This window comes from Marinomonas sargassi, from assembly GCF_025716875.1.
GTDB classification, from domain to species: domain Bacteria; phylum Pseudomonadota; class Gammaproteobacteria; order Pseudomonadales; family Marinomonadaceae; genus Marinomonas; species Marinomonas sargassi.
This window is the reverse complement of the sequence record NZ_JAOVZB010000001.1, coordinates 170,441-192,041: the sequence shown is the minus strand read 5'-3', so window position 1 is coordinate 192,041 and position 21,601 is coordinate 170,441. Positions and strand designations below refer to the sequence as shown.

The 21,601-nt window shown below is 40.5% G+C and carries 19 protein-coding genes and 1 riboswitch; of the genes, 11 read left to right on the top strand and 8 right to left on the bottom strand.

Annotation, left to right across the window (positions count from 1 at the left end; all coding sequences use genetic code 11):
* Nucleotides 1–16: 16 nt before the first annotated feature.
* Nucleotides 17–673 (bottom strand): uracil phosphoribosyltransferase, encoded by a 657-nt coding sequence (gene upp / locus OFY17_RS00945; RefSeq protein ID WP_263528814.1) that lies wholly within the window; start codon nucleotides 671–673, stop codon nucleotides 17–19.
* 265 nt (nucleotides 674–938) lie between these two features.
* Here upp and lon point away from each other — a divergent pair, with 265 nt between their 5' ends.
* Nucleotides 939–3,377, top strand: a complete 2,439-nt coding sequence (gene lon / locus OFY17_RS00940) for an endopeptidase La (protein WP_263528813.1) — start codon at nucleotides 939–941, stop codon at nucleotides 3,375–3,377.
* A 104-nt stretch (nucleotides 3,378–3,481) separates the two neighbouring features.
* On the top strand, nucleotides 3,482–4,861 hold the full coding sequence (locus tag OFY17_RS00935) for an MATE family efflux transporter (RefSeq protein WP_263528812.1): 1,380 nt from the start codon (nucleotides 3,482–3,484) through the stop codon (nucleotides 4,859–4,861).
* Here OFY17_RS00935 and OFY17_RS00930 read toward each other — a convergent pair.
* Nucleotides 4,858–5,628 (bottom strand): TlyA family RNA methyltransferase, encoded by a 771-nt coding sequence (locus tag OFY17_RS00930; protein WP_263528811.1) that lies wholly within the window; start codon nucleotides 5,626–5,628, stop codon nucleotides 4,858–4,860. The genes OFY17_RS00935 and OFY17_RS00930 overlap by 4 nt on opposite strands.
* A gap of 115 nt (nucleotides 5,629–5,743) precedes the next feature.
* On the opposite strand from OFY17_RS00930, the gene OFY17_RS00925 reads away from it, so the two are divergent.
* On the top strand, nucleotides 5,744–6,571 hold the full coding sequence (locus OFY17_RS00925; protein ID WP_263528810.1) for a sulfurtransferase: 828 nt from the start codon (nucleotides 5,744–5,746) through the stop codon (nucleotides 6,569–6,571).
* Between the two features lie 69 nt (nucleotides 6,572–6,640).
* Here OFY17_RS00925 and OFY17_RS00920 read toward each other — a convergent pair whose 3' ends face one another.
* Nucleotides 6,641–6,955: a hypothetical protein gene (locus OFY17_RS00920; RefSeq protein ID WP_263528809.1), complete on the bottom strand. Its 315-nt coding sequence runs from the start codon at nucleotides 6,953–6,955 to the stop codon at nucleotides 6,641–6,643.
* Nucleotides 6,956–7,127: 172 nt separating this feature from the next.
* On the opposite strand from OFY17_RS00920, the gene OFY17_RS00915 reads away from it, so the two are divergent.
* From OFY17_RS00915 to OFY17_RS00900, 4 genes are all read left to right on the top strand, one after another.
* On the top strand, nucleotides 7,128–8,294 hold the full coding sequence (locus OFY17_RS00915) for a nucleotide sugar dehydrogenase (RefSeq protein WP_263528808.1): 1,167 nt from the start codon (nucleotides 7,128–7,130) through the stop codon (nucleotides 8,292–8,294).
* Between the two features lie 98 nt (nucleotides 8,295–8,392).
* Entirely contained in the window at nucleotides 8,393–9,139 is a 747-nt protein-coding gene (locus tag OFY17_RS00910; protein WP_263528807.1) for a glycosyltransferase family 2 protein, read from the top strand.
* Nucleotides 9,129–9,911 carry a glycosyltransferase family 2 protein gene (locus OFY17_RS00905; RefSeq protein ID WP_263528806.1) on the top strand — a complete coding sequence of 261 codons (783 nt, stop codon included), beginning with the start codon at nucleotides 9,129–9,131 and terminating at the stop codon, nucleotides 9,909–9,911. Before OFY17_RS00910 ends, OFY17_RS00905 begins: the two co-directional genes overlap by 11 nt.
* Entirely contained in the window at nucleotides 9,911–10,801 is an 891-nt protein-coding gene (locus OFY17_RS00900; RefSeq protein WP_263528805.1) for a hypothetical protein, read from the top strand. Before OFY17_RS00905 ends, OFY17_RS00900 begins: the two co-directional genes overlap by 1 nt.
* Before the next feature lie 71 nt (nucleotides 10,802–10,872).
* Here OFY17_RS00900 and OFY17_RS00895 read toward each other — a convergent pair whose 3' ends face one another.
* The 5 genes from OFY17_RS00895 to OFY17_RS00875 all read right to left on the bottom strand — a co-directional run bounded on the left by OFY17_RS00895 (nucleotide 10,873) and on the right by OFY17_RS00875 (nucleotide 15,856).
* Nucleotides 10,873–11,739 carry a glycosyltransferase gene (locus OFY17_RS00895; RefSeq protein WP_263528804.1) on the bottom strand — a complete coding sequence of 289 codons (867 nt, stop codon included), beginning with the start codon at nucleotides 11,737–11,739 and terminating at the stop codon, nucleotides 10,873–10,875.
* Nucleotides 11,740–11,867: 128 nt separating this feature from the next.
* Nucleotides 11,868–12,671, bottom strand: a complete 804-nt coding sequence (locus OFY17_RS00890; RefSeq protein ID WP_263528803.1) for a glycosyltransferase family 2 protein — start codon at nucleotides 12,669–12,671, stop codon at nucleotides 11,868–11,870.
* Nucleotides 12,664–13,692: a lipopolysaccharide heptosyltransferase II gene (waaF, locus tag OFY17_RS00885; protein WP_263528802.1), complete on the bottom strand. Its 1,029-nt coding sequence runs from the start codon at nucleotides 13,690–13,692 to the stop codon at nucleotides 12,664–12,666. The genes OFY17_RS00890 and waaF overlap by 8 nt, the downstream gene beginning before the upstream one ends.
* A complete protein-coding gene (gene rfaD / locus OFY17_RS00880) occupies nucleotides 13,685–14,632 on the bottom strand; it encodes an ADP-glyceromanno-heptose 6-epimerase (protein ID WP_263528801.1) in 948 nt (315 codons plus the stop codon). The genes waaF and rfaD overlap by 8 nt, the downstream gene beginning before the upstream one ends.
* A gap of 78 nt (nucleotides 14,633–14,710) precedes the next feature.
* A complete protein-coding gene (locus OFY17_RS00875) occupies nucleotides 14,711–15,856 on the bottom strand; it encodes an AGE family epimerase/isomerase (RefSeq protein ID WP_263528800.1) in 1,146 nt (381 codons plus the stop codon).
* Nucleotides 15,857–15,953: 97 nt separating this feature from the next.
* Between OFY17_RS00875 and hldE the strand changes: the two genes are divergently transcribed.
* The 4 genes from hldE (at nucleotide 15,954) to thiB (ending at nucleotide 21,597) form a co-directional block, all read left to right on the top strand.
* The gene (hldE, locus tag OFY17_RS00870; RefSeq protein ID WP_263528799.1) at nucleotides 15,954–17,381 is read left to right on the top strand and encodes a bifunctional D-glycero-beta-D-manno-heptose-7-phosphate kinase/D-glycero-beta-D-manno-heptose 1-phosphate adenylyltransferase HldE; all 1,428 of its coding nucleotides are present in this window, start codon (nucleotides 15,954–15,956) and stop codon (nucleotides 17,379–17,381) included.
* A complete protein-coding gene (gene msbA / locus OFY17_RS00865) occupies nucleotides 17,382–19,163 on the top strand; it encodes a lipid A export permease/ATP-binding protein MsbA (RefSeq protein WP_263528798.1) in 1,782 nt (593 codons plus the stop codon). It begins immediately after the preceding gene.
* A gap of 92 nt (nucleotides 19,164–19,255) precedes the next feature.
* Nucleotides 19,256–20,392 carry a 3-deoxy-D-manno-octulosonic acid transferase gene (locus OFY17_RS00860; RefSeq protein WP_263528797.1) on the top strand — a complete coding sequence of 379 codons (1,137 nt, stop codon included), beginning with the start codon at nucleotides 19,256–19,258 and terminating at the stop codon, nucleotides 20,390–20,392.
* 20 nt (nucleotides 20,393–20,412) lie between these two features.
* A riboswitch (TPP riboswitch) is annotated at nucleotides 20,413–20,528 on the top strand.
* Between the two features lie 64 nt (nucleotides 20,529–20,592).
* Nucleotides 20,593–21,597: a thiamine ABC transporter substrate binding subunit gene (gene thiB / locus OFY17_RS00855; RefSeq protein ID WP_263528796.1), complete on the top strand. Its 1,005-nt coding sequence runs from the start codon at nucleotides 20,593–20,595 to the stop codon at nucleotides 21,595–21,597.
* The last annotated feature ends 4 nt before the right edge of the window (nucleotides 21,598–21,601 follow it).

Below are 21,601 nucleotides of genomic sequence, written 5' to 3'. Positions count from 1 at the left end.
TGTGGCCTTGTTATGTCTAAAGTGTACCGTAGATGCGGTCGCCTGCATCACCAACTCCCGGGCGAATATAGGCGTGGTCATCAAGCTCTCTGTCAATCGTGCCAATGTACATGGCGACGTCTGGGTGGGCTTTTTTAAAAGCCGTTATACCTTCTGGTGCTGAAAATAAACAAATAAAACGAATGTGATTGGCACCCATTTCTTTCATTTTATCTATGGCCATAATGGCGGAGTTACCAGTAGCCAGCATTGGGTCGACGACGATAATGGTACGCTCATCGATTGAATGGGGCATTTTTAGATAATATTCAACAGGCTGTTTGGTTTCTGGGTCGCGATATAAACCTATATGTCCTACCCGTGCGGAAGGGGATAATTTCAAGACACCTTCGGCTAACCCATTGCCAGCCCGCATGATAGTAACAACGCAGAGTTTTTTCCCTTTTAAGACAGGGCTCATGGTTTTTTCTAATGGTGTTTCCACTTCAATGTCAGTAGTCTCTAAATCTCTAGTGGCTTCATAGCCTATTAAAGTCCCCAGCTCTTCTACTAACATGCGAAATTCGCGTGTACTGGTGTTTTTATCTCTTAAACTGGTGAGTTTGTGTTGAACAAAAGGGTGATCAATTACTGAAATATCGTTATAGATCGAGAGCAGTTCATCGTGAGACATTAACCTTTCCTTTTAATAGCCCAGTGTAAATTTATTTTTTGTAATCTGGTTCGTTATTCATCATAGCATTAAGTAAAATAGGACTGTATTAAAAACCTGTCCTATTGGTCGAATTTTTTGACAGGCTAGGTAGGTGTTGTTTTTAGAAAAAGTGCCACTACATAAACGATAGTTCCATAAAAGGATATTCCCATAAAAGGATAGCCTCATAAAACGACAGAGTTTTGATTTTCACCCGATTGAATACATAGAGATAAAGTACCACATGAGTAATGACGAGCAATACTTCAATGAGCAAGAAGAAGCAGATGTAATAGCAGAAGACGAAAGTGTTGTTATTGACGACCCAAAAGGGTTGGCTTTGCCAGATGATGTTTTGCCGGATACCCTATTTATCTTGCCCATTTCTAGTAGGCCATTTTTTCCTGCGCAAGTGCAACCAGTTATGGTGGATGCTGCACAATGGGAGGAAACGTTAGAGCGTATTGCAGAAAATCCTCAAGCGGCTGTTGGCCTAATGTACGCGGATAAAAAAGGTAATGAGCTTCCGAGCATCGGCTCGTTTCGCTCTATTGGATGCGTAGCACGGGTTCATAAGGCTGAAAAGCGAGATGATAAGCTTACCTTTTTAGCACAAGGAATTAAGCGCTTTGAAATTGTCGAATGGCTAACAGATAAAACACCTTATCTAGCTAAAGTTCGTTACTTGACGGATGTTAGGTCGAGCGATGATGAATCAAAAGCCTATTCCATTGCGATCTTGGATGCCATTAAAGAACTGATCCGTTTGAATCCGCTGTTTAGTGAAGACCTTAGACAGTATCTTGGTCGTTTCTCGTTTAATGAGTCAGGTTTATTAGCAGACTTTGCTGCATCAATCACCACGGCAGAACCTGAAGATTTATATGAGGTGTTGGCAACCGCCGATGTCAAAGAGCGTATGCCTATGGCTCTCTCGCTCTTGAAGAAAGAGTTAGATATTGCGCGTTTACAGAATGAAATTAGTGCTGAGGTGAATGATAAATTGAGCCACCATCAGCGAGAGTTTTTCCTAAAGGAGCAACTTAAGGTTATCCAAAAAGAGCTGGGTGTATCAAAGGATGATCGTACTTCAGATGTGGATACTTTTACGGCTCGCCTCGAAGGGAAAACACTTACAGATTCTGTGAGTAATAAAATTCAAGACGAGTTGCATAAACTGAGCGTGCTTGAAACGGGATCTCCAGAATATGGCGTGACTCGTAATTATTTAGATTGGGCAACCTCTTTACCTTGGGGAATACAGTCTGAGGATAATCTTGATATTGCCTCGGCAAGAGATGTGCTTGAATCTCACCATGCAGGCTTGAGTGATATCAAGGATCGTATCGTTGAATTCTTAGCGCTCGGTGCTCACCGTGGTGAAATGGGCGGTTCTATCTTATTGCTAGTTGGTCCTCCGGGTGTTGGGAAAACCTCGATTGGTAAGGCAGTAGCGGAGTCTTTGAATCGTAAGTTTTATCGTTTTAGTCTAGGTGGCATGCGGGATGAAGCTGAAATCAAAGGCCACCGTAGAACTTATATCGGCGCTTTACCGGGTAAGTTTGTTCAAGCTCTGAAAGACGTGAGTGTTGAAAACCCAGTTATCATGCTGGATGAAATTGACAAAATAGGCTCATCTTTTCAAGGGGATCCCGCCTCTTCTTTATTGGAAGCATTAGACCCAGAGCAGAATAGTGAGTTTTTAGACCACTACTTAGACATGCGGATCGATTTGTCGAAAGCACTTTTTATTTGCACGGCAAATCAACTGGATACTATTCCTTCTCCATTATTAGATCGAATGGATGTAATTCGCTTATCTGGCTATATAGCGGATGAAAAATTGGCAATTGCTAAGCAGCATCTATGGCCGAAATTGCTGAAGAAAAATAAGTTATTGAAGAAACAGTTAAACATCACTGATGCGGCATTGCGACATATTATCGAACATTATGCTCGAGAAGCTGGAGTCCGAGGCTTAGATAAGCTGTTGCAAAAAGTGTTGCGTAAATCAGTTGTTAAGTTAGTAACGGGTGAAAAAGAGCATATTAATGTTGGTGTGAAAGACGTAGAAGAGCTTCTAGGTATGCCCTATTTTCGCGCTGAAAAAACTCTGCAAGGGGTTGGTGTTGTGACTGGGTTAGCTTGGACTTCCATGGGGGGAGCAACCTTACCTGTTGAAGCCAACAAGGTACATGACTTAACTCGTGGCTTAAAAGTGACTGGAAAACTCGGTGATGTCATGAAAGAGTCGGCTGAAATTGCTTACTCTTATGTGTTCTCCCATACTAAAAGCTATCAAAAATCACCTGAGTTTTTTGATAAGAGTTTTATTCATTTGCATGTACCTGAAGGGGCAACACCAAAAGATGGCCCGAGTGCAGGTATTACGATTGCTACAGCGTTAATGTCATTGGCGAAAAACAAACCTGTACGAAAAGGCCTTGCGATGACAGGGGAGCTAACTTTGACGGGTCAGGTGTTGGCAGTAGGAGGTATTCGCGAAAAAATTATCGCAGCTAAGCGCAGTAAAATTCAGGAAATAATTCTACCTGAACCGAATCGTGGCGATTATGAAGAGCTACCGGACTCTGTCAAAGAAGGAGTAACCGTTCATTTTGCAGAACGCTATTCAGAGGTTGAGAAAATTGTCTTTAACAGCGAAAATAGCCACATACATTAACTAGGCGCTGCATAAGTCTCTAGAAATGATATGTTATCAAGCCGGATAAGCATTGGTTGTCCGGCTTTTTTCGTAATAAACCATTGTATTTTTAGGAAATAAATATGCCTAAAAGGGCGAAACTGACACAAGGCTCCACCTTAAAACATGTGTTTAGCATGTCTTTGACAGGTGCATTGGGGCTGATGTCTATTTTCTTGGTTGACCTTGTCGATATGTTTTTCCTTTCTATGCTGGGAGAGAAAGAAGCCGTTGCAGCGGTGGGTTTTGCCAGCGCTATAATATTTTTCACTATTTCAATAGGGATTGCTGTCTCTATTTCGGCAACAGCATTAGTTTCTAAGGCAATAGGTTCGGGGAATATTGATCTCGCAAAACGACGTGCAGTGAACGTTTTGGTTTATGGCGTATTTTTCTCCTCTATCGTAGTTTGGTGGTTGTGGCCAAAAGTACCTCATATCCTCTTATATATTGGTGCAACAGGCAGAACGCTGGATCTTGCAACAGACTATTTACAAATTCTGATCTTGGGCATGCCTGCGGTGATGGCGAGCATGATAGGTGCGGGCATAATGCGTGCGCTTGGTGATGCTCGGCGTGCTATGTATGTGACCTTGGCTGGTGGAATCGTCAACGCGGTGCTGGATCCTATTTTAATTTTTGGTCTTGGATTAGGGGTGCAGGGCGCGGCAATCGCTTCTTTGTTAGCGCGATTCTTTATGGTGGCAATTTCGTATCATGGCGTCATGCATATCCATAAGATGTTGGGCACTTTTGATTTAATGGAATTCATTAAAGACGCGAAAGGGATTTCGCTGATCGCTGTGCCAGCAATGCTAACTAACATGTCTTCTCCCTTGGCTAATGCCATTGTCATGGAATATACCTCATCGTTTGGTGATGATGCTGTTGCAGCTGTGGCTATTATCGGGCGAGTCATTCCTGTGGTCTTTTGTGGTATTTTTGCGTTATCAGGTGCTGTTGGGCCAGTGCTTGGCCAAAACTATGGGGCTGTTCGATTTGATAGAATGCATAATGCCATTAGCAGTGCTGTACTTTATGCGTTTTGCTATTGTGCCGTATTGTGTGTGTTTTTATATCAAGTACAGGACTGGTTAGTAGAAGTTTTTAATGCTTCAGCGGAAAGCGCTGAACTGATAAGGTTTTTTTCTACTTTCGTTTCTTTTAGCTTCTTTTTTCAAAGCCTCCTCTTCATCGCCATTGCTGTATTCAACAATTTGGGTAAGCCTTTTGTTTCAACGCTTTTAAACTTTGGCCGCGCAACATTGGGAACTTGGCCTCTCATTGCGTTTTTTGCCTTGTTTATGGATGCCAATGGTATTTTGTTTGGTCAGGCTGTGGGGTCAGTTATATTTGGTTGCTTAGGTTTTTATATGGCAAGGAAATATATTGAGACGTTAGAGGAAAAAGAAGCGTCAAACATTGCCCCTTCTCGCTCGAACAATCATGATGAGCCTCTTTAATAATTAGATTGCTGTTTACTTGCCCAGAGTAGATATTCGCGATTGCCATCTCCACCCTTAATAGGGCTTTCAATATAGGTGCGAACGGTAAATCCTAGCTCTGTAACAAAGGCTTGGATATCTCTTGATAGTTGTTCTACTCTCCTGGTGTTTTTTACTATCCCGCCTTTACCAATAAATTCTGGCCCAACTTCAAATTGCGGTTTGACTAATGTGATTAGGTGTCCGCTTGAACTTAGCAAATCAGGCAGCTGAGGCAGGATTTTTGTTTGGGAAATGAAGGATACATCCATCACAGCAAGATCAAAGCCATTGTCGGGAAAATTTGAGCCTAAGTCCTGAGCCGTGAGGGAGCGCGCATTAACCCCCTCTAAACAAGTGATTTGTTTGTTGTTTCTTAGGCTTTTATCAAGCTGGTCGTGCCCGACCTCAATACCAACAATATGCGCAGCTCCATGTTGTAAGGCGCAATCACTAAAGCCTCCAGTAGATTGGCCGATATCTAGTACTTGGAACCCTTGGATATTCAGCTGAGTGTGTTTTAGCGCGCCTTCTAGTTTCAAGGCCCCGCGTGAAACGTACTTATCAGATTCATCGTGAGCAATTTTTAATTCGATATCAGAGGGGAGTATAAGGCTGGGTTTGTTCGTAAGGAGCCATTTATCATCTTGCTTATAAGACACGCGTTTTGCTTTGATAAATGCTTGAGCCTGCGAGCGGGACTTCGCTAGCTTGCGCTCGGTTAGAATGAGATCGATGCGTAACATAAAACTGTCCATGAGCGGTGTAAGCTATAAATTTTAACAAAAAAACAAAAGGTTAAGTAGAGTCGATAGGTTATCTTTTAGTTTGATGGCCGATACTTGAGGAGCAATCAAAGAGATGAAAACGCTAATAAGTGCTGCAGAACTAAAAGAGCTGATAGGCCAAGAAAGCTTAGTCCTCTTGGATAGTCGATTTTATTTGACTGATCTCTCTAAAGGCCAAAAAGAATACGATAAAGGGCATATTCCGGGGGCTATTTTTGTCGACCTTCATACTGAACTCGCTGGTCAGGAAACAGAAAAGTCTGGTCGTCACCCGTTACCAACAGAATCCGATTTTGCTAAACAGCTTCAGCTTTGGGGGATTACTTCATCCAGTCAGGTGGTGATCTATGATGATATGGGTGGTGCAATAGCGGCTCGCGCATGGTGGATGATTGCTCAGCAAGGTATTGATGTTCGAGTCTTAGATGGCGGCTATCCAGCTTGGTTGAAAGAAGGTTTTGATACCACTGTTGAAAATAGTCAATATCTCGCTAGTGAGTCTAAATTGGATGTCTCTTTTCCATGGAGTGTTGAAGAAAAAGCAGTTATCAATAATCTTGACCAGCGAAGCTTTCAGCTAGTGGATTCAAGAGCGTCAGATAGATTTAATGGTGAGAATGAGACTATAGATCCAATCGCAGGACACATCCCTGGCGCAATTAATAGGCCTTTTGCTGACAACTTAGATAGGGATGGCTATTTTAAACCTTCGGAACAGCTTCATGTTGAATGGCAAGATTGGTTGATGTCGACTGGGGATGACTATGTATATTATTGTGGCTCGGGTGTGACCGCATGCCATAATGTGCTGGCACTGAATTACGCTGGAATGTCTGCGAAATTGGTTTACGTAGGTTCTTGGAGTCAGTGGTCAAAAAGATTGCTTAAAGAAGCTTCTTGATTCAAATTTCAAAAAAAGCCCTCAAAGGATAGAGGGCTAAAGTGGCGTTGCTTGCATATGCATATAGCTTTATTTCGGTGTTACACCAGCTATAAATATCTGTACTTGATGGTTTACTCCCCATATATGCTGCTTGATATCCATTAAAAAACGCTCAGCTTCTCTTAACGTGACGATCCCATCCACTAGTTGCACGCCAATTCCTTCTTGAGTGAAAAAGAAGTGCCAAGAGTGGTTGCTAACGACGGCGATACCTTCGCCATTGCTGTAGTTTGCTTGCGTGAATGAATAGTTATGTGGGATGAAACAAGAGAGTTCTTGATTTGCTTCACCGTAATTAAGGTCGGGGATATAGCCTTGACGATCTACCAACTCAAACTTCATATTGTATTCCTTATTATTTTCTTTAAAGCCTAGCTCAGAAACATAGATTTTGCGTTTTCTTCGATAAATCTCTGTCAATAGTGCGATCCAGAGCAGCTTATCGTCTTATTGTTTGTAATATATGAGCTATAAAATCAGTTTGTCTTTGGCGAGAACTGATTAGGAAAAGCTTATGAAAATAACTGTTGTGGGCACAGGGTATGTAGGAATCTCTAATGCGATTTTACTGGCAAAATTTAATCAAGTAATAGCGTTAGATATTGTCCCTGAAAAAGTGGAGATGCTTAATAGCGGAGTATCACCAATTGAGGATAAAGATATAGAAAGGTACCTGACTGAAGAGCCACTTAACTTTCTTGCTACCTTGGATAAGGTAGGGGCTTACCAAAGTGCCGAGTATGTCATTATTGCAACGCCAACGGACTATGATCCTGACACCAATTACTTCGATACAAGTAATGTTGAAAGTGTTATTCAGGATGTAATGTCGATTAACCCAGATGCAATTATGATTATTAAGTCCACAGTGCCTGTGGGCTATACCCAATCTGCGATGTTGCGTTTTTCAACAAATAATCTAATTTTTTCCCCAGAGTTTCTGCGTGAGGGTAAAGCTCTGCACGATAATTTATACCCGTCTCGTATTATTGTCGGGGAGGAGTCCGAGCGGGCTAGAGTTTTTGCGGAGCTTCTAGTTGAAGGAGCAAATAAAAAAGAAGTGGATGTTTTGTTGACTTCCTCAACAGAAGCGGAAGCTATTAAACTTTTTGCTAATACTTACTTGGCTATGAGAGTAGCTTTTTTTAATGAGTTAGATAGTTATGCAGAGACGCATAACCTTAATAGCAGGCAGGTTATTTGTGGGGTAGGTTTAGACCCTCGTATTGGAAACCACTACAATAACCCCTCCTTTGGTTATGGTGGTTATTGTTTGCCAAAAGACACTAAACAGCTCTTAGCTAACTATGACAAGGTGCCTAATAATCTAGTTCGAGCTATAGTTGATGCCAATGTAACAAGGAAAGACTTTGTTGCTGAGTCAATTCTAAAAAAGAAACCTCAAGTGGTAGGTATTTATCGCCTTGTAATGAAAGTTGGCTCGGATAATTTTAGAGCCTCAGCTATTCAGGGGGTTATGAAGCGAATTAAGGCGAAAGGCGTTAAAGTGGTTGTTTATGAGCCTGCTTTAAGTGAAGATTCCTTTTACAACTCTAAAGTTATAACTGACCTAGAAGAGTTTAAAAAAATATCGGATGTAATAGTTGCGAATCGAATAACAGAAGATGTACTCGATGTTGAAGATAAAGTTTATAGCCGTGATTTGTTTGGTGATTCATAGGTGAACTAAAAACAGTATTATTTATTGGAAAAACTTGATTAAGATTGAATGGGTTTAATTGAATGGTATCGTCGGAAAAAAAGACTATTGGCGTATTAATGATAGTTAAAAATGAAGCTGCTCACCTAAAAATGTGTTTGGATTCAGTAGTGGAGTGGGTTGATGAGATTGTGATTGTCGATTCAGGCAGTGAAGATGAAACCGTTAACATTGCAAAGTCATATACACAGTCTGTTTATACTAGCCTTCCTTGGCCCGGGTTCGGTAAGCAAAGGCAAATAGCTCAATCTCATATGACAACGGATTGGGTTTTAGCTTTGGATGCTGATGAAGTGGTTTCTGAGGAGCTTAAAAAATCTTTGTTACGTTTAGCGGATACAGAAGCTTTAGATACTTGCTTTCTTGTGAACCGCTTTAGTAAAGCGTTTGGGAAATATATTAAACACTCTGGTTGGAGTCCGGATTGGATTATTCGTTTTTATCCTAGGAATTTGACTCAATATAATGATGATTTAGTTCATGAAAAGATCTTAGTTCCCGATGGCGCGCATGTGAAAAAAGTGATTGAGGGGGTGTTGCTGCATGATACTTATGACAACTTACATCACTATATTTCTAAAACAACAGGTTACCTTAAAGCGTGGAGTGACCAGAGAGAAGGTAAGAAAAAGTCCAGTTTAATGAAAGCGTTAATTCATGCTTGGGGGTGCTTTATAAAAATGTACTTTATTAAACTGGGATTTTTAGATGGGAAGCATGGTTTCATCCTAGCTTGGTTGGGTATGCACTCTACGTTTGTTAAATACATTGATTTGTGGCTAAGAGAACAAAGAAATGAGAATTAGTTTGATCGTTACCACATATAACTGGAAAGAAGCTCTTTCTGTGACGTTAGATAGTATTAAAGCGCAAACTTTACTTCCTTATGAAGTAATTATCGCTGATGATGGCTCCAAACTTGACACGGTAGAAATGATTCAGGGTTATATGGAAGACTTTCCAACAACTTTGTTTCACTCTTGGCAAGAGGATACCGGTTTTCGCTTAGCTGCGAGCCGAAACAAAGCGATAGCTAAAGCCCAAGGTGATTATTTAGTGATTGTTGATGGTGATCTTTATTTACCGAAAACTTTTATTGAATCTCATGCCAACGCTGCTAAAAATAAGTGTTTTGTTCAGGGTGGTAGGGTGTTATTAGGCCCTGAAGTAAGTAAGCAGGTTTTGAAGGAGAAGCTTAGCCCTTCTTTTTTCAGTCCTGATATTCGTAATCGCCATAATATGATTGACTCTAATCTATTGAGTAGCTTATTTACCAAAATTCGTAACACAGATAAGTCGACTAGGGGTTGTAACTTCGCCCTATGGAAAGAAGATGCGATCATGGTAAATGGCTATAACGAAGATTTTGAAGGCTGGGGTAGAGAAGACAGTGAGATGGTAATTCGTTTACTCAACAGCGGTTTAGATCGTATTTATTTGAAGTTTAAAGCAGTCGGTTATCACATTTATCATAATGAAAATTCTCGAGACATGCTCGATAAAAATCATGACATTTATCAGAAAGCCCTTGAAGAAAAGCTAGTACGTTGTGTGAACGGAGTGGATAAATACTTTTAATGAAAGCTTGTATTGTTTCTAATGAGTTTTATATCTCTCATTTTTTGATGCGGGACGTCAACCCTGATCACTTTGATGTGATTTTTGAAAATCAATTTTACGTTTCGCCTAAGAATAAAACTTGGGAGAGATTTAAAGCTTTCTTACCTTTTTCTGCTGGTAACCATAACTCAGTTTTAGCCTTCGCTATTGAAGATATCATCCTCTTAGATCAGATATATCGTGAAATTGGTAAACCTAAAGTTTGGTTATGGAATCCAATTTCATCAATGACTTCAAAAAATAGGAAGCTATTTTTGTCGTATGTTCGTAGGAAGTCAATTGAGGTATGGACTTTTGATCGCCAGGATGTCGATAAATATGGCTTTATTTTTCATAATCAAATTCATTCTTCATCTTTAATTAATAATGAAATAAAGCAAAATAACAAGAAAAGGGTTTTTTTCTCTGGTGTGGATAAAGGCCGTTTAGGCACGTTACGTACTATCGAAAAAAAGCTAAAAACACTTGCTGTTGATGTATATTTTCATGTGGTTCGAGAGAAAAGCAAGGAATATAATTCGCAAGAAATAGAAATTACCACAGATAAGTATTTAAGCTTTGACGAATATCTGTCTGAGGTGAAGCGTAGCGATATTTTAGTTGATATAGCTCAAGGCGATCAGGACGGTATAACCTTACGTGTAATAGAGGCTATGTTTGAGAATAAAAAGTTAATTACTACTAATTTGAATGTGAAAAAGCTAAAGGGGTATAGGCCAGAGAATGTCTATTTGTATGGCTATGAAGATAGGTCTCTAGAAGCGTTTATTTTATCTCCGGTACAACCGATTAGTGATATCGATAAAAAGCAGTATACCTTTAACCACCTATTAGAAGAGATGTTTTAATCTACAGATAGAGAGTGAATGATGTAGGCTTTTTAATATTATATCTTGTAAAGAAGCCTACATCGATTCTATTAATTTTTAACTAGCTTATAATGCTTTTTGCTGAGATCGACGTTAAAGATTTTTTCTATTTTATCTTTCAAACGATAGCGTTTGTATTCTTTTGGTATACCGTTCTTAGGCTTTGGTATAAACATTCCATTAGAGCCGCTGTTAAAAATAGATTGCATGACCTTTGGATGCTTCCCTGTAAAATGTCGCATAATTAATGGATCTATTTGATCATAGCTGACTTTTTCTGCACTTCTATTCCAGTACTGACTTACCTTTTCATCTTTTTTCTCTAATTGGTCAATCGTTCTTGTCCAACCATAATGGTACATCTTAATTCCAGGTCGAATGGCTTTTGGGTATCTTCGACCCTTTCTACCATCGAGGACAATCCAATATAGGCCGTCAGGTGCATAGGTTCTGATTGAGTTACGTATGATCCTAACTTCAGAGCGGTACCAGTGTGATGAGTCTATATAAGTGTTCTCGTTTCCCCAGAAATGGATATAATCGAAGGCAATGCCTTCAACTTCAGGGTCGTTCAGGTATTTTTGACAAACAGAACGGATTTTTTCAATGTCCTCTTCATGGACTATTTCATCGGCTTCTAAATAGAAAGCCCAATCACCTGTACAGTTAAATTGTGCAATCATTTTCTGCTGGCCATAAACATATCCACGAGAGCGCATTTTATCGTTCCAGTTTGTCTCTATAATGCGTATTTTGTCATTGTTAAGAGATTTTAGTGCTTCTAGGGTATTGTCTTCACCATCACCAACGCTGATTACAAACTCGTCTACCAAGTCCAAAACTGACTCTATGCTTTGTAGGAAGGGGTAGCCGAGTAATTGCCCATTTTTTATAAATGTAAATGCACTGATCTTCATCGTTTCTCACTTTTAACGCATATTCGAATTTATTTGTAGTGATAGCTTTGGTCAAAAAGCTGTCTATATATCCATTTTTCCATAATTATAAAATGGTCTTGCCTCTATAATTATTTGGTGCCTTATCGTTAGAGATATTTAGACATAGCCTCTTCCCCCCATTTTTCTTCCACGCTGATTAGATTATCTCTATCTTTGAATGGAGGGAATTTTGTTTTGATGGTTAATCTAATATAGTGATGATTGAAAGCGTCTAATGCAATATGGATAGGTTTTATATCACCATGTTCAATGCTACGTTTTTTTACTCGCATCGAAAGGTCAAAGTCTGCGCCTTGAATTCTTTCGTCCCATAAACCTATTTTATCAAGCGCAGAGCGCTTGATCACAACGGTGTTTCCTACAAAACCTTCTATTACTTTACCTTGAAACTTGTTTCTGCGTTCATCGGTAAATCTATCCCAGTTTTTATACATGATTTTATGCATTCTTCTGAGGTTTTTTTCATGAGTTCCAAATATGGATAGCGTATTCTTGATTTTTTTCCAGCGTCTTTTTAGCTTTTTGCTTTGAACTTCATCCTCGATTCTCTCAACGCCACAGCTAGTAGCAACTTCTAGCCCATTGCTTTCCATACTTTGAATTAAGGTCTCATCCCAGTGCTTTCCAACGATAATGTCATTATTTAAAAAGCACATGTATTCGCCTGAGGAAGCTTTAATCCCTTGGTTTTGAGAATAGGGATATGAATAGTTTCCATCATTTCTAATAACAGTAGCGCCGTGCTTTTCAAAAAAATCAGCGCTTTCATCGGTAGACTTATTATCAATAATAATAAGCTCAAATTCACTTTTCGTGTTTTTCTTGAGATATTCAAGGAATATTTTATTCATTCCTATCTGGTTGTGTATGGCAGTAATGATACTAATCACTTGGATTGATCCTAGTTTTCGGGTTTGATACGGCGGTAATGACGTCTTTAGGTAATAGGTTATTTTGGCAGTTAGTATGACCCAAAGGGCATTGCCGTTTAAAACAAGGAGAGCACTCCAAGTGAAGGTTGTGAATGGTACTTTTTTCTGTCAAAGGAGGAGTGAATAATTCGCTGGTTGAACCGTATATTGCATGGACGTGGGTGCCAACAGCGGCTGCAATGTGCATAAGCCCTGAGTCATTACTGATTGCTTTTTCTGCGGCCGCTAATAGGTCGACGGTATCAATGAGTTGTGTTTTTCCACAAAGATTAAATGCAAATTCACCAAGATTCTTTGTGATTTCATTACCTTCTTCGATATCTTTTGGACCCCCTAACACCCAGACCTGATAGCCTTCTTGAATGAAGTGCTGGGCTGTTTCTCTGAAATGACTTAATGGCCATTGTTTAGAAGGGCCAAATTCGGCTCCTGGCATCATGGCGATGGCAGGCCTTTGACTTAACTCTAACTTTTTGTAGAGTTCTGCTTGGTTTTCAGTATCCACTTGTAGGCTTGGATCAGGAAGTTGCTTAGGTGGATAAGCTTCTGATTTATTTACGCCAAGAGAAACGAATCGTTTAACGGTCTGGTTAAGAATGGACTTGTCTAGTTTTCGACGTTCATTAAGCAAAAAGTATCTTTGCTCACCATGAAACCCGATACGATGTTTTATCTTGGCAAAAAATGGAACAAGAGCACTTTTCCATGATCGTGGTAACACAATCGATTGATCATAGTGTTCGTTTTGCAGGGATGCGCCTAATGCTTTTCGAGTCTTCAAGCTCCACTCACCATGAGCGGTAGGTAGCGCAATAGCATTACGCACTTGTGGCATACGAGCTAAAATAGGTAATGACCAATTTGGTCCAATCACATCAATGATGGCGTCTTTATCTTGATTTTTTATGGTTATGAATAGGCTTTGAGCCATCACCATATCACCAACCCAAGATGGACCAACGAGTAAATATTTAGCCATGATTATCTAACCAGTTTAAATAATCTTGAACACCTTGGGCTAGGCCTCGAAAATGCCCATCGTAACCACTTTGACGTAGTTTGGTAATATCGGCTTGCGTAAAGCTTTGGTAGGCACCTTTTAAATGTTCAGGAAATGGAATGTATTCGATTTCCCCTTTTTTATAATGGTTTATTACCGTTTCTGCTATGGTCCTAAAAGGTTCAGCACTCCCTGTTCCTAGATTGAAAATACCACTTTTATCTGAATTTTCTAAAAACCAAAGTTTGGTATTCACAAGGTCTTCAACATATATGAAATCACGACTTTGCCCGCCAGCTTCGTAACCATCGTATGCACCAAAAAGTTTTGGATTTTCGTCTGCTAAGACTTGGTTTCTTAGGTGGAAGGCAACGCTTGCCATGCTGCCTTTGTGTTGCTCTCTTGGACCATATACATTGAAATAACGAAAACCAACGATTTGGCTTTTTGCAGTAGGTAAAATATTGCGTACGTATTGATCAAATTGAAACTTTGAATAAGCGTACATGTTCAGCGGTTTTTCATGTTGGCGAGATTCTTCAAAAATTGGACCTGAGCCATAAACAGAAGCAGAAGAAGCATAGGAAAATGGCACTTTATGAGAGAGGCAAAAGGCTAACACGGCTTTTGAATATTGATAATTAACATCCATGACATATTTACCATTCCATTCAGTGGTTGCTGAACAGGCACCTTCATGGAAAACAGCGGTAGGTGTTATGTCTAAAGTATCATTCTGTATGGCGTCCAGAAAGTCGTACATATCCATGTAATCAGCAATGTTTAAGTCAGAAAGGTTTAAACATTTTTTTCCATCGGTAAGATCATCCACCAAAAGAATATTGCTGATCCCTTTATCATTAAGAGCCTTAATAATATTACTGCCGATGAATCCGGCTCCGCCTGTCACGATATACATAATGTATTGTCCTGTATTGGAGGGCTGCTAAAGTACTTTAAACTAGCGACTTAGCCCTGTCTGCTTCTATATACCAACCTATGGTTTGGAAGCCTGTGAATTCAATTTTGCCCATGTTATCACTTCCGTAAGGCCGAGAAAAATATGATAGGTGCTAGTGCCTGGTAAGGGGTAGTCTTTGGCTTGGTTATCCTCGGTTAAATATTCGTTCCATCGGCCTTCATCTAAGAAATAATATTCTTTGATGAAGGTAAAAGCGACTTCTATTCTATGTTGCTTTTCCTCTTTGCCTATGGGTAGGACAGTAATTGCTTTTAAGTATTCCGTAATAGGCCAGATGCGCTTTTCCCTGTCTAATACCTGATAGTCTAGGTTACTGATTTGATTATAAATTCCACCTTTTTCTGATAGGCCATGTTTAATGGCCGTACCCCACAAATGGTGCGCAAGCTCTAGGTATTCTGGATTGGCTTCGATTTTATAAGCCTGATGAAGTAGCCATACCCATTCGAAATGGTGTCCCGGTTCTATTTGATGGCCTATCTCATTGTGAACTGTCCAGTCGTGATGGAAAAACTCTATTAAGGTCTTACTTTTACTGTCATAGAAATGGCTAAGTGCTAATTCAAGCAGCGAATTAATGACTGTTTTATAGCCTTCCTCTTGCGTGGTTTCATAAGCTGCAATATAGCCCTCCAATAGATGCATGTGAGGGTTTTGTCGACGTATTTGCGAATTATTAATAGGGTAGGCCTCATAGAATCCACCCGTATCTGCTTGCATATGGTCGATCAGAAAACGATGAGTCTTTGTTATGTAAGAAAGAGCTCTAGCATCTTTCGTTACTTGATAATAGTGACTGAACGATAGCAGAACAAACGCGAGTGCATAGGCGTCAGACTGAGTGTCTTGTACATTGAGCTCGTCATCTAATGAAAATATCCACCTATTATCTTGGAAATAATGAGTGATAATGAATTCAAATAAAGGTTGTAAACTTGCTTCCCAGTGTTTTTTGTTTTTAACCGCTACAGCATGGCTAAAAGTATACAGCTGTCGACATTGTGTCAGTAGGCGAATGCGCCCGACTCGATTACGGCTTAAATCATGGTTTAAACTTTCGTAACTAAATCCTTGATCTTTATCTATTCCATACTTGTGCCAGTTTTCCAGTAATTGTTCGAATAGGAAGTCTTCGCACTTTGGAAGAGAAGAGCTCAGCATAATATAAATAGCCTTATTTCATGTGTTATTGGTATGTCCAACTTGATTGATGAGTATGATAAGATGGCGGCTTTAAAAAATCGACGATTATATGGTTATGAACTCTTCATATTTGAATTTTAAGGATAAGCACATTCTTGTTGTTGGGGATGTGATGCTAGATCGTTACTGGCATGGTGGTACTTCACGTATTTCTCCAGAAGCTCCGGTCCAAGTAGTAAAAGTATCTGACATTGAAGATAGGCCTGGTGGCGCGGCCAATGTCGCTCTAGGGTTGGCTAAGTTGGGTGTGTCAGTCACCTTGGTTGGTGTTGTTGGTAATGATGAAAATGCCAATGTACTCCAGAAGTGCCTAGAGAAAGAGGGTGTCAGCTGTCAGTTTGTATCTTCTCCGGATTTACCAACTATTACCAAGTTAAGAGTGATGAGTCGCCATCAACAATTGATTCGTCTGGATTTTGAAGAGCGTGTTGATAGCTTGTCGCAAAATGAAGCGGTTTTTAAACAAGTTGAAGCCTGCTTGAAAGACGTTGATGCAGTCATTTATTCAGATTATGCAAAAGGTTGCTTGGCTGATGTACAAAGGCTTATTCAAGCCTCTAATGACGCTCAAGTTCCAAGCCTCGTTGACCCTAAGGGTAATGATTTTTCTATTTATCAGGGGGCAACGCTAGTAAAGCCTAATTTACTGGAGTTTGAAAACATCGTCGGTGTTTGTGGTTCTTTCAAAGAGCTGGAAGAAAAAGCGAATGAGCTTCGAGAAAAGCATGATTGGCAGGCTTTGTTGGTAACTCGTGGCGAAGATGGTCTTGTGCTTTTTGAAGACGGCAAGGCACCGTTCTCTCTTGCTACAGCGGCAAGGGAGGTTTTTGATGTGACTGGCGCTGGTGATACGGTTGTTGCTGTTCTGACAGCTGTTTATGTGACGAGCAAACGTTTCTGTGATGCAGTGGAGTATGCGAATCAGGCAGCCGGTTTTGTTGTTGGGAAGTTAGGAACAGCATCTATTTTGGCAGACCAGCTTGAGGCGATTATGTATCAACGCTCGCATTCTGCAAATTTTGGTGTTTTATCTCCGAATGGACTTCTAGAACAAATTAAGTTTGCTCAAATGAATGGCGAAAAAGTGGTTTTTACAAACGGTTGCTTCGATATTTTACACCCAGGGCATGTCACTTATATGAAACAGGCGAAAGCGTTAGGTGATCGTTTGATTGTGGCAGTGAACACGGATGCTTCGGTCAAGCGATTAAAAGGTGAAAAACGCCCTATTAATGACCTGACTCATAGAATGGCAGTACTTGAAGGTATGGGAGCAATCGACTGGGTAACTTGGTTTGATGAAGATACGCCACAAGAAATTATTGAAGCTTTATCTCCTGATATATTAGTTAAGGGTGGAGACTATAGTATCGATACAATAGTCGGCGCCGAGCATGTGCTTAAGCAGGGCGGTGATGTGAAAGTTCTATCTTTTGTTGATGGCTATTCCACAACGTCAATAATTAAAAAGGCGAACCTTTAAATGCAAGGCGATATAGCTAAAGTTGAAGAAACAACTACGAAACCTTCTGGTATGAAAATCTATTTTCGTCTTCTTCGTTATGTGGGCTCTTCATGGGTATATTTATTACTTAGTATCATCGGCTACTTACTTTACGCAGCCATGGAACCGGCATTAGCCGCTTTGTTGAAGCATATAGTTGATGTCGTATCCGAAGGTCAAATAACGGACAGTCGTACACTAATCCCCCTTGCTATCTTGGCTATTTTTATTGTGCGTGGAATCGGGACATTTTTAGGTGGCTATTTTATGGCCAAAGTGGCTAATAAAGTGGTGTTTGACCTTCGTACGAGTATGTTTGACAAACTGGTTTTACTGCCATCTAGTTACTTTAACTCTATCCCTACAGGTCGGTTATTAGCGAAGTTAACGTATGATACCGAACAAGTTATAGGATCTATTACTCAGGCTGCCCGTGTATTGCTACGAGAGGGCCTGACAGTGATAGGTTTGTTAGGTTATATGCTCTATATGAACTGGCGCTTATCAATTTTGTTTTTATTGGTTGTGCCTATAATTGGGCTTGTTGTTTCTTATGCATCTAAACGTTTCCGTAAGCTAAGCACGCGTATCCAAAACGCAATGGGCGGGGTTACTGATGTTGCTTCTGAGGCGATTAAAGGCCAAGAAGTAGTAAAAATTTTTGGCGGTACTGAATATGAAATAGAGCGTTTTCGCTTAGCAGCTGAAGAGAATCAGCGGTCACAATTAAAGATGGAAAAGACAAAGTTCTTGAATGTTCCTATTGTGCAATTCCTTCTTGCGATATCTATGTCTATTTTGATTTGGTTCGCGTTGAGCCCAACAATTAGCGCTCATATGACTTCAGGTGATTTTATAGCCTTCTTAACTGCGGCGGGCATGTTAGGGAAACCGATCCGCCAATTAACTGACGTGAATAGCACTCTGCAAAAGGGTATTGCTGCTTCATACAGTATTTTTGAATTCCTTGATATGAAGGAAGAAGAAAACACTGGATCAGTTAAAACAAATCACTTAAAGGGGGATATTGAACTGCGCAATATGTCATTCAAATACCCAGAGTCGGAGAGCCTAACCCTAAAGAATATTAGTCTAAAGCTCCCAGCAGGTAAAACGCTTGCTTTGGTGGGGCGTTCTGGTGGTGGTAAGTCCACTATGGCGAACTTGATACCTAGATTTTATAACATTGAATCTGGTGAGATACGAATTGACGACTTGCAGATAGAAAATTATGAGCTGGCTTCCTTACGATCGAATATCGCCTTAGTGAATCAGCAAGTTGTGCTGTTTAATGGTACGATTCGCGAAAATATAGCCTATGGGTACTTGAGAGAAAGTACAGATGAAGAAGTGATTGCAGCGGCAAAAGCCGCTAATGCGTGGGACTTTATTCAGGACTTAGATGATGGTTTAAATACCATGGTTGGCGAAAATGGTGTGCTGCTATCTGGAGGTCAAAGACAACGTATTGCTATTGCAAGAGCAATTTTGAAGAATGCCCCAATTCTTATTTTGGATGAGGCGACTTCTGCTTTAGATACAGAATCCGAAAGGGCGATACAGACGGCTTTGGATGGTTTAATGCAGAATCGCACTACCATTGCGATAGCCCACCGCCTCTCAACCATAGAAAATGCAGATATTATAGCAGTAGTTGATAAAGGCGAAATTATTGAACAAGGTTCCCATAGCGAATTGCTCGCTAAAAATGGTGCTTATGCTCAACTGCATAGTCAGCAGTTTAGTGAGCCAACAGACTAATTATGTGGTTGTACTCTTTTCTATTATTTCTAGTTACGCCTTTCTTATTGTGGAAGGCGTGGAGCTTTAAAAGGAAATATTCAAACTATCGAATGAAAGAAGCTTTTGGCTTCTGGCCTGAACAGCAAGCGGATATTTGGATTCATTGTGCTTCGGTTGGAGAGGTATTGGCAGTTCGCCCGCTATTGGATGAGTGGCGAAGAAAGTATCCTCAACATGCAGTACTAATTACTACGATGACACCAACTGGTGCTGAGCAGGCTACAAAGCTTTTTCCTTTTGCTGACCATAAATACCTTCCTCTTGATTATACCCTTTGTCTACGAATAGCGTTGAAGCGATTGCAATGTAAGCACTTACTAATCGTAGAAACAGAGCTTTGGCCCAACTTACTCAAACAGGCAAAGTTGCATGGTTTACGTGTAGATATTATTAATGCGCGTTTAAGTGAGCGTTCTTTTCTGCGCTATCAAAAAATTTCGACTTTATCTTCGACGTTGTTTTTACTACCAAATCATTTTTTTTCACACGCCGAGGCGGATGCAAACAGAATCAAACAGCTCGGTGCGAAAGATGTTTCTGTGACTGGCAATATTAAGTTTGACTTAAGTGTGCCTCAGGCTGTGTTGGTCGATGATTGGCGTCAGCAGTTGGGTGGTCGCTTTGTTTGGATAGGAGCAAGTACCCATGAAGGAGAGGATGAGGTATTACTGCGTGCTCATGCTGCTTTGCTGAAAAACAAACCTGATTCACTGTTAATACTTGTTCCCCGACACCCCGAACGTTTTAGTAGTGTCTTTGATTTAGCCAAAAAAGAGTTTAACTCTGTAGCGCTTCGTAGTGAAACACCTTTAGAAGAATGGCAAAACTTGCAAGTTGTTGTCGGCGACTCAATGGGTGAAATGATGCATTACTACCAAGCCTCTGATGTTGCCTTCGTGGGTGGTAGCCTAATAGAGCGAGGTGGGCACAACCCAATAGAGCCAGCACTACTGGCTCGACCAGTTCTGGTGGGGGCACATACCTTCAACTTTTTGGATATTACCAATCAACTTATTGAGGCTGGTGGTGCTATTCGTTGCTCAGATGAACTCAACTTAATTACGCAGCTTGAAATCTTGGCTAGAGATAAGTCTGTGCAAGATGAAACCGGTACAGCTGCTCAAGAGTTTGCATTAAGAAACCAAGGGGCCGTTTCTAGAGTGATAGATCAAATAGACTTCCACTAGGTAACTCTATTACAATAGCGTCGATACTCATGGGGTGTTTTAGTCTTTGCGACTAAAACTGAGAAGCAGGATTTTCGCTAACCCATTGAACCTGATCCAGATTATGCTGGCGTAGGAATTGAGTTCGCAAATTATCATGAAACTTACCTGGTGATTTGCTTGTCTTGCCCACGCCGCTCACTTATTTTTAGGAGCGCACTTTGAATTACCTGATTACTTCTACTGCTGCCATTCTTGTTGCTATGATAGCCCTTATTTCACCTTTTTCTAATGCAGAAACTTTGAATGTATATACCTATGATTCGTTCTCGTCGGATTGGGGCCCGGGTCCAAAAATCAAAAAAAACTTTGAGAAAGAGTGTGGCTGTACATTAAATTTTGTAGCTTTGGATTCTTCTGTTGGAATTTTGTCCCGTGTTCAACTAGAAGATAAGGGGTCTACTGCAGATGTCTTATTAGGCCTTGATCTGAACTTAATGAAAGCAGCAAAGGAAACGGGACTGCTTGCTACTCATTCAGTAGATACTTCTGCTGTTACGCTTGATGGTGGCTGGAGTGACGATCACTTTGTACCATTTGATCATGGTCATTTCGCCTTTATTTATAACTCTGAGACGATGCCAACACCACCAAAAAGCTTAAAAGAGATTGTTGATAATCAAGATCTTCGCGTTATTTATCAGGACCCAAGAACCAGTACGCCTGGTTTAGGTTTACTGTTATGGGTGAAGTCTGTTTATGGTGATGAAGCGGCTGATGCTTGGGAAAGCCTAGCTAAACATACTGTGACAGTGACTAAAGGTTGGTATGACGCTTATAGCTTGTTCCTTAAAGGTGAAGCAGATGTAGTGTTAAGTTACACAACATCCCCTGCTTACCATATTGTTGCCGAAGGTGAGCACAAATATAAAGCCGCCCCAGCAAGTGAAGGTTTATACCCTCAAGTGGAAGTCGCAGCCCTTATGAAAAATGCACCTAATGCAGAACTGGCGAAGCGCTTTATGAATTTCATCTTAGAGCCGGGGTTCCAATCCACTATTGCAACAGGTAATTGGATGTTGCCAGTTGTTGAGACAACAGAGCCGCTTCCTGCTGCTTTTGATACGGCACTTCAGCCTGTCACGAACCTTGTGTTGCCAGCAGAGAGTGTTGCGAAGGATCGTAAAGCTTGGGTGAATGAGTGGCTTGAAGCAACAACTCGATAGCCTG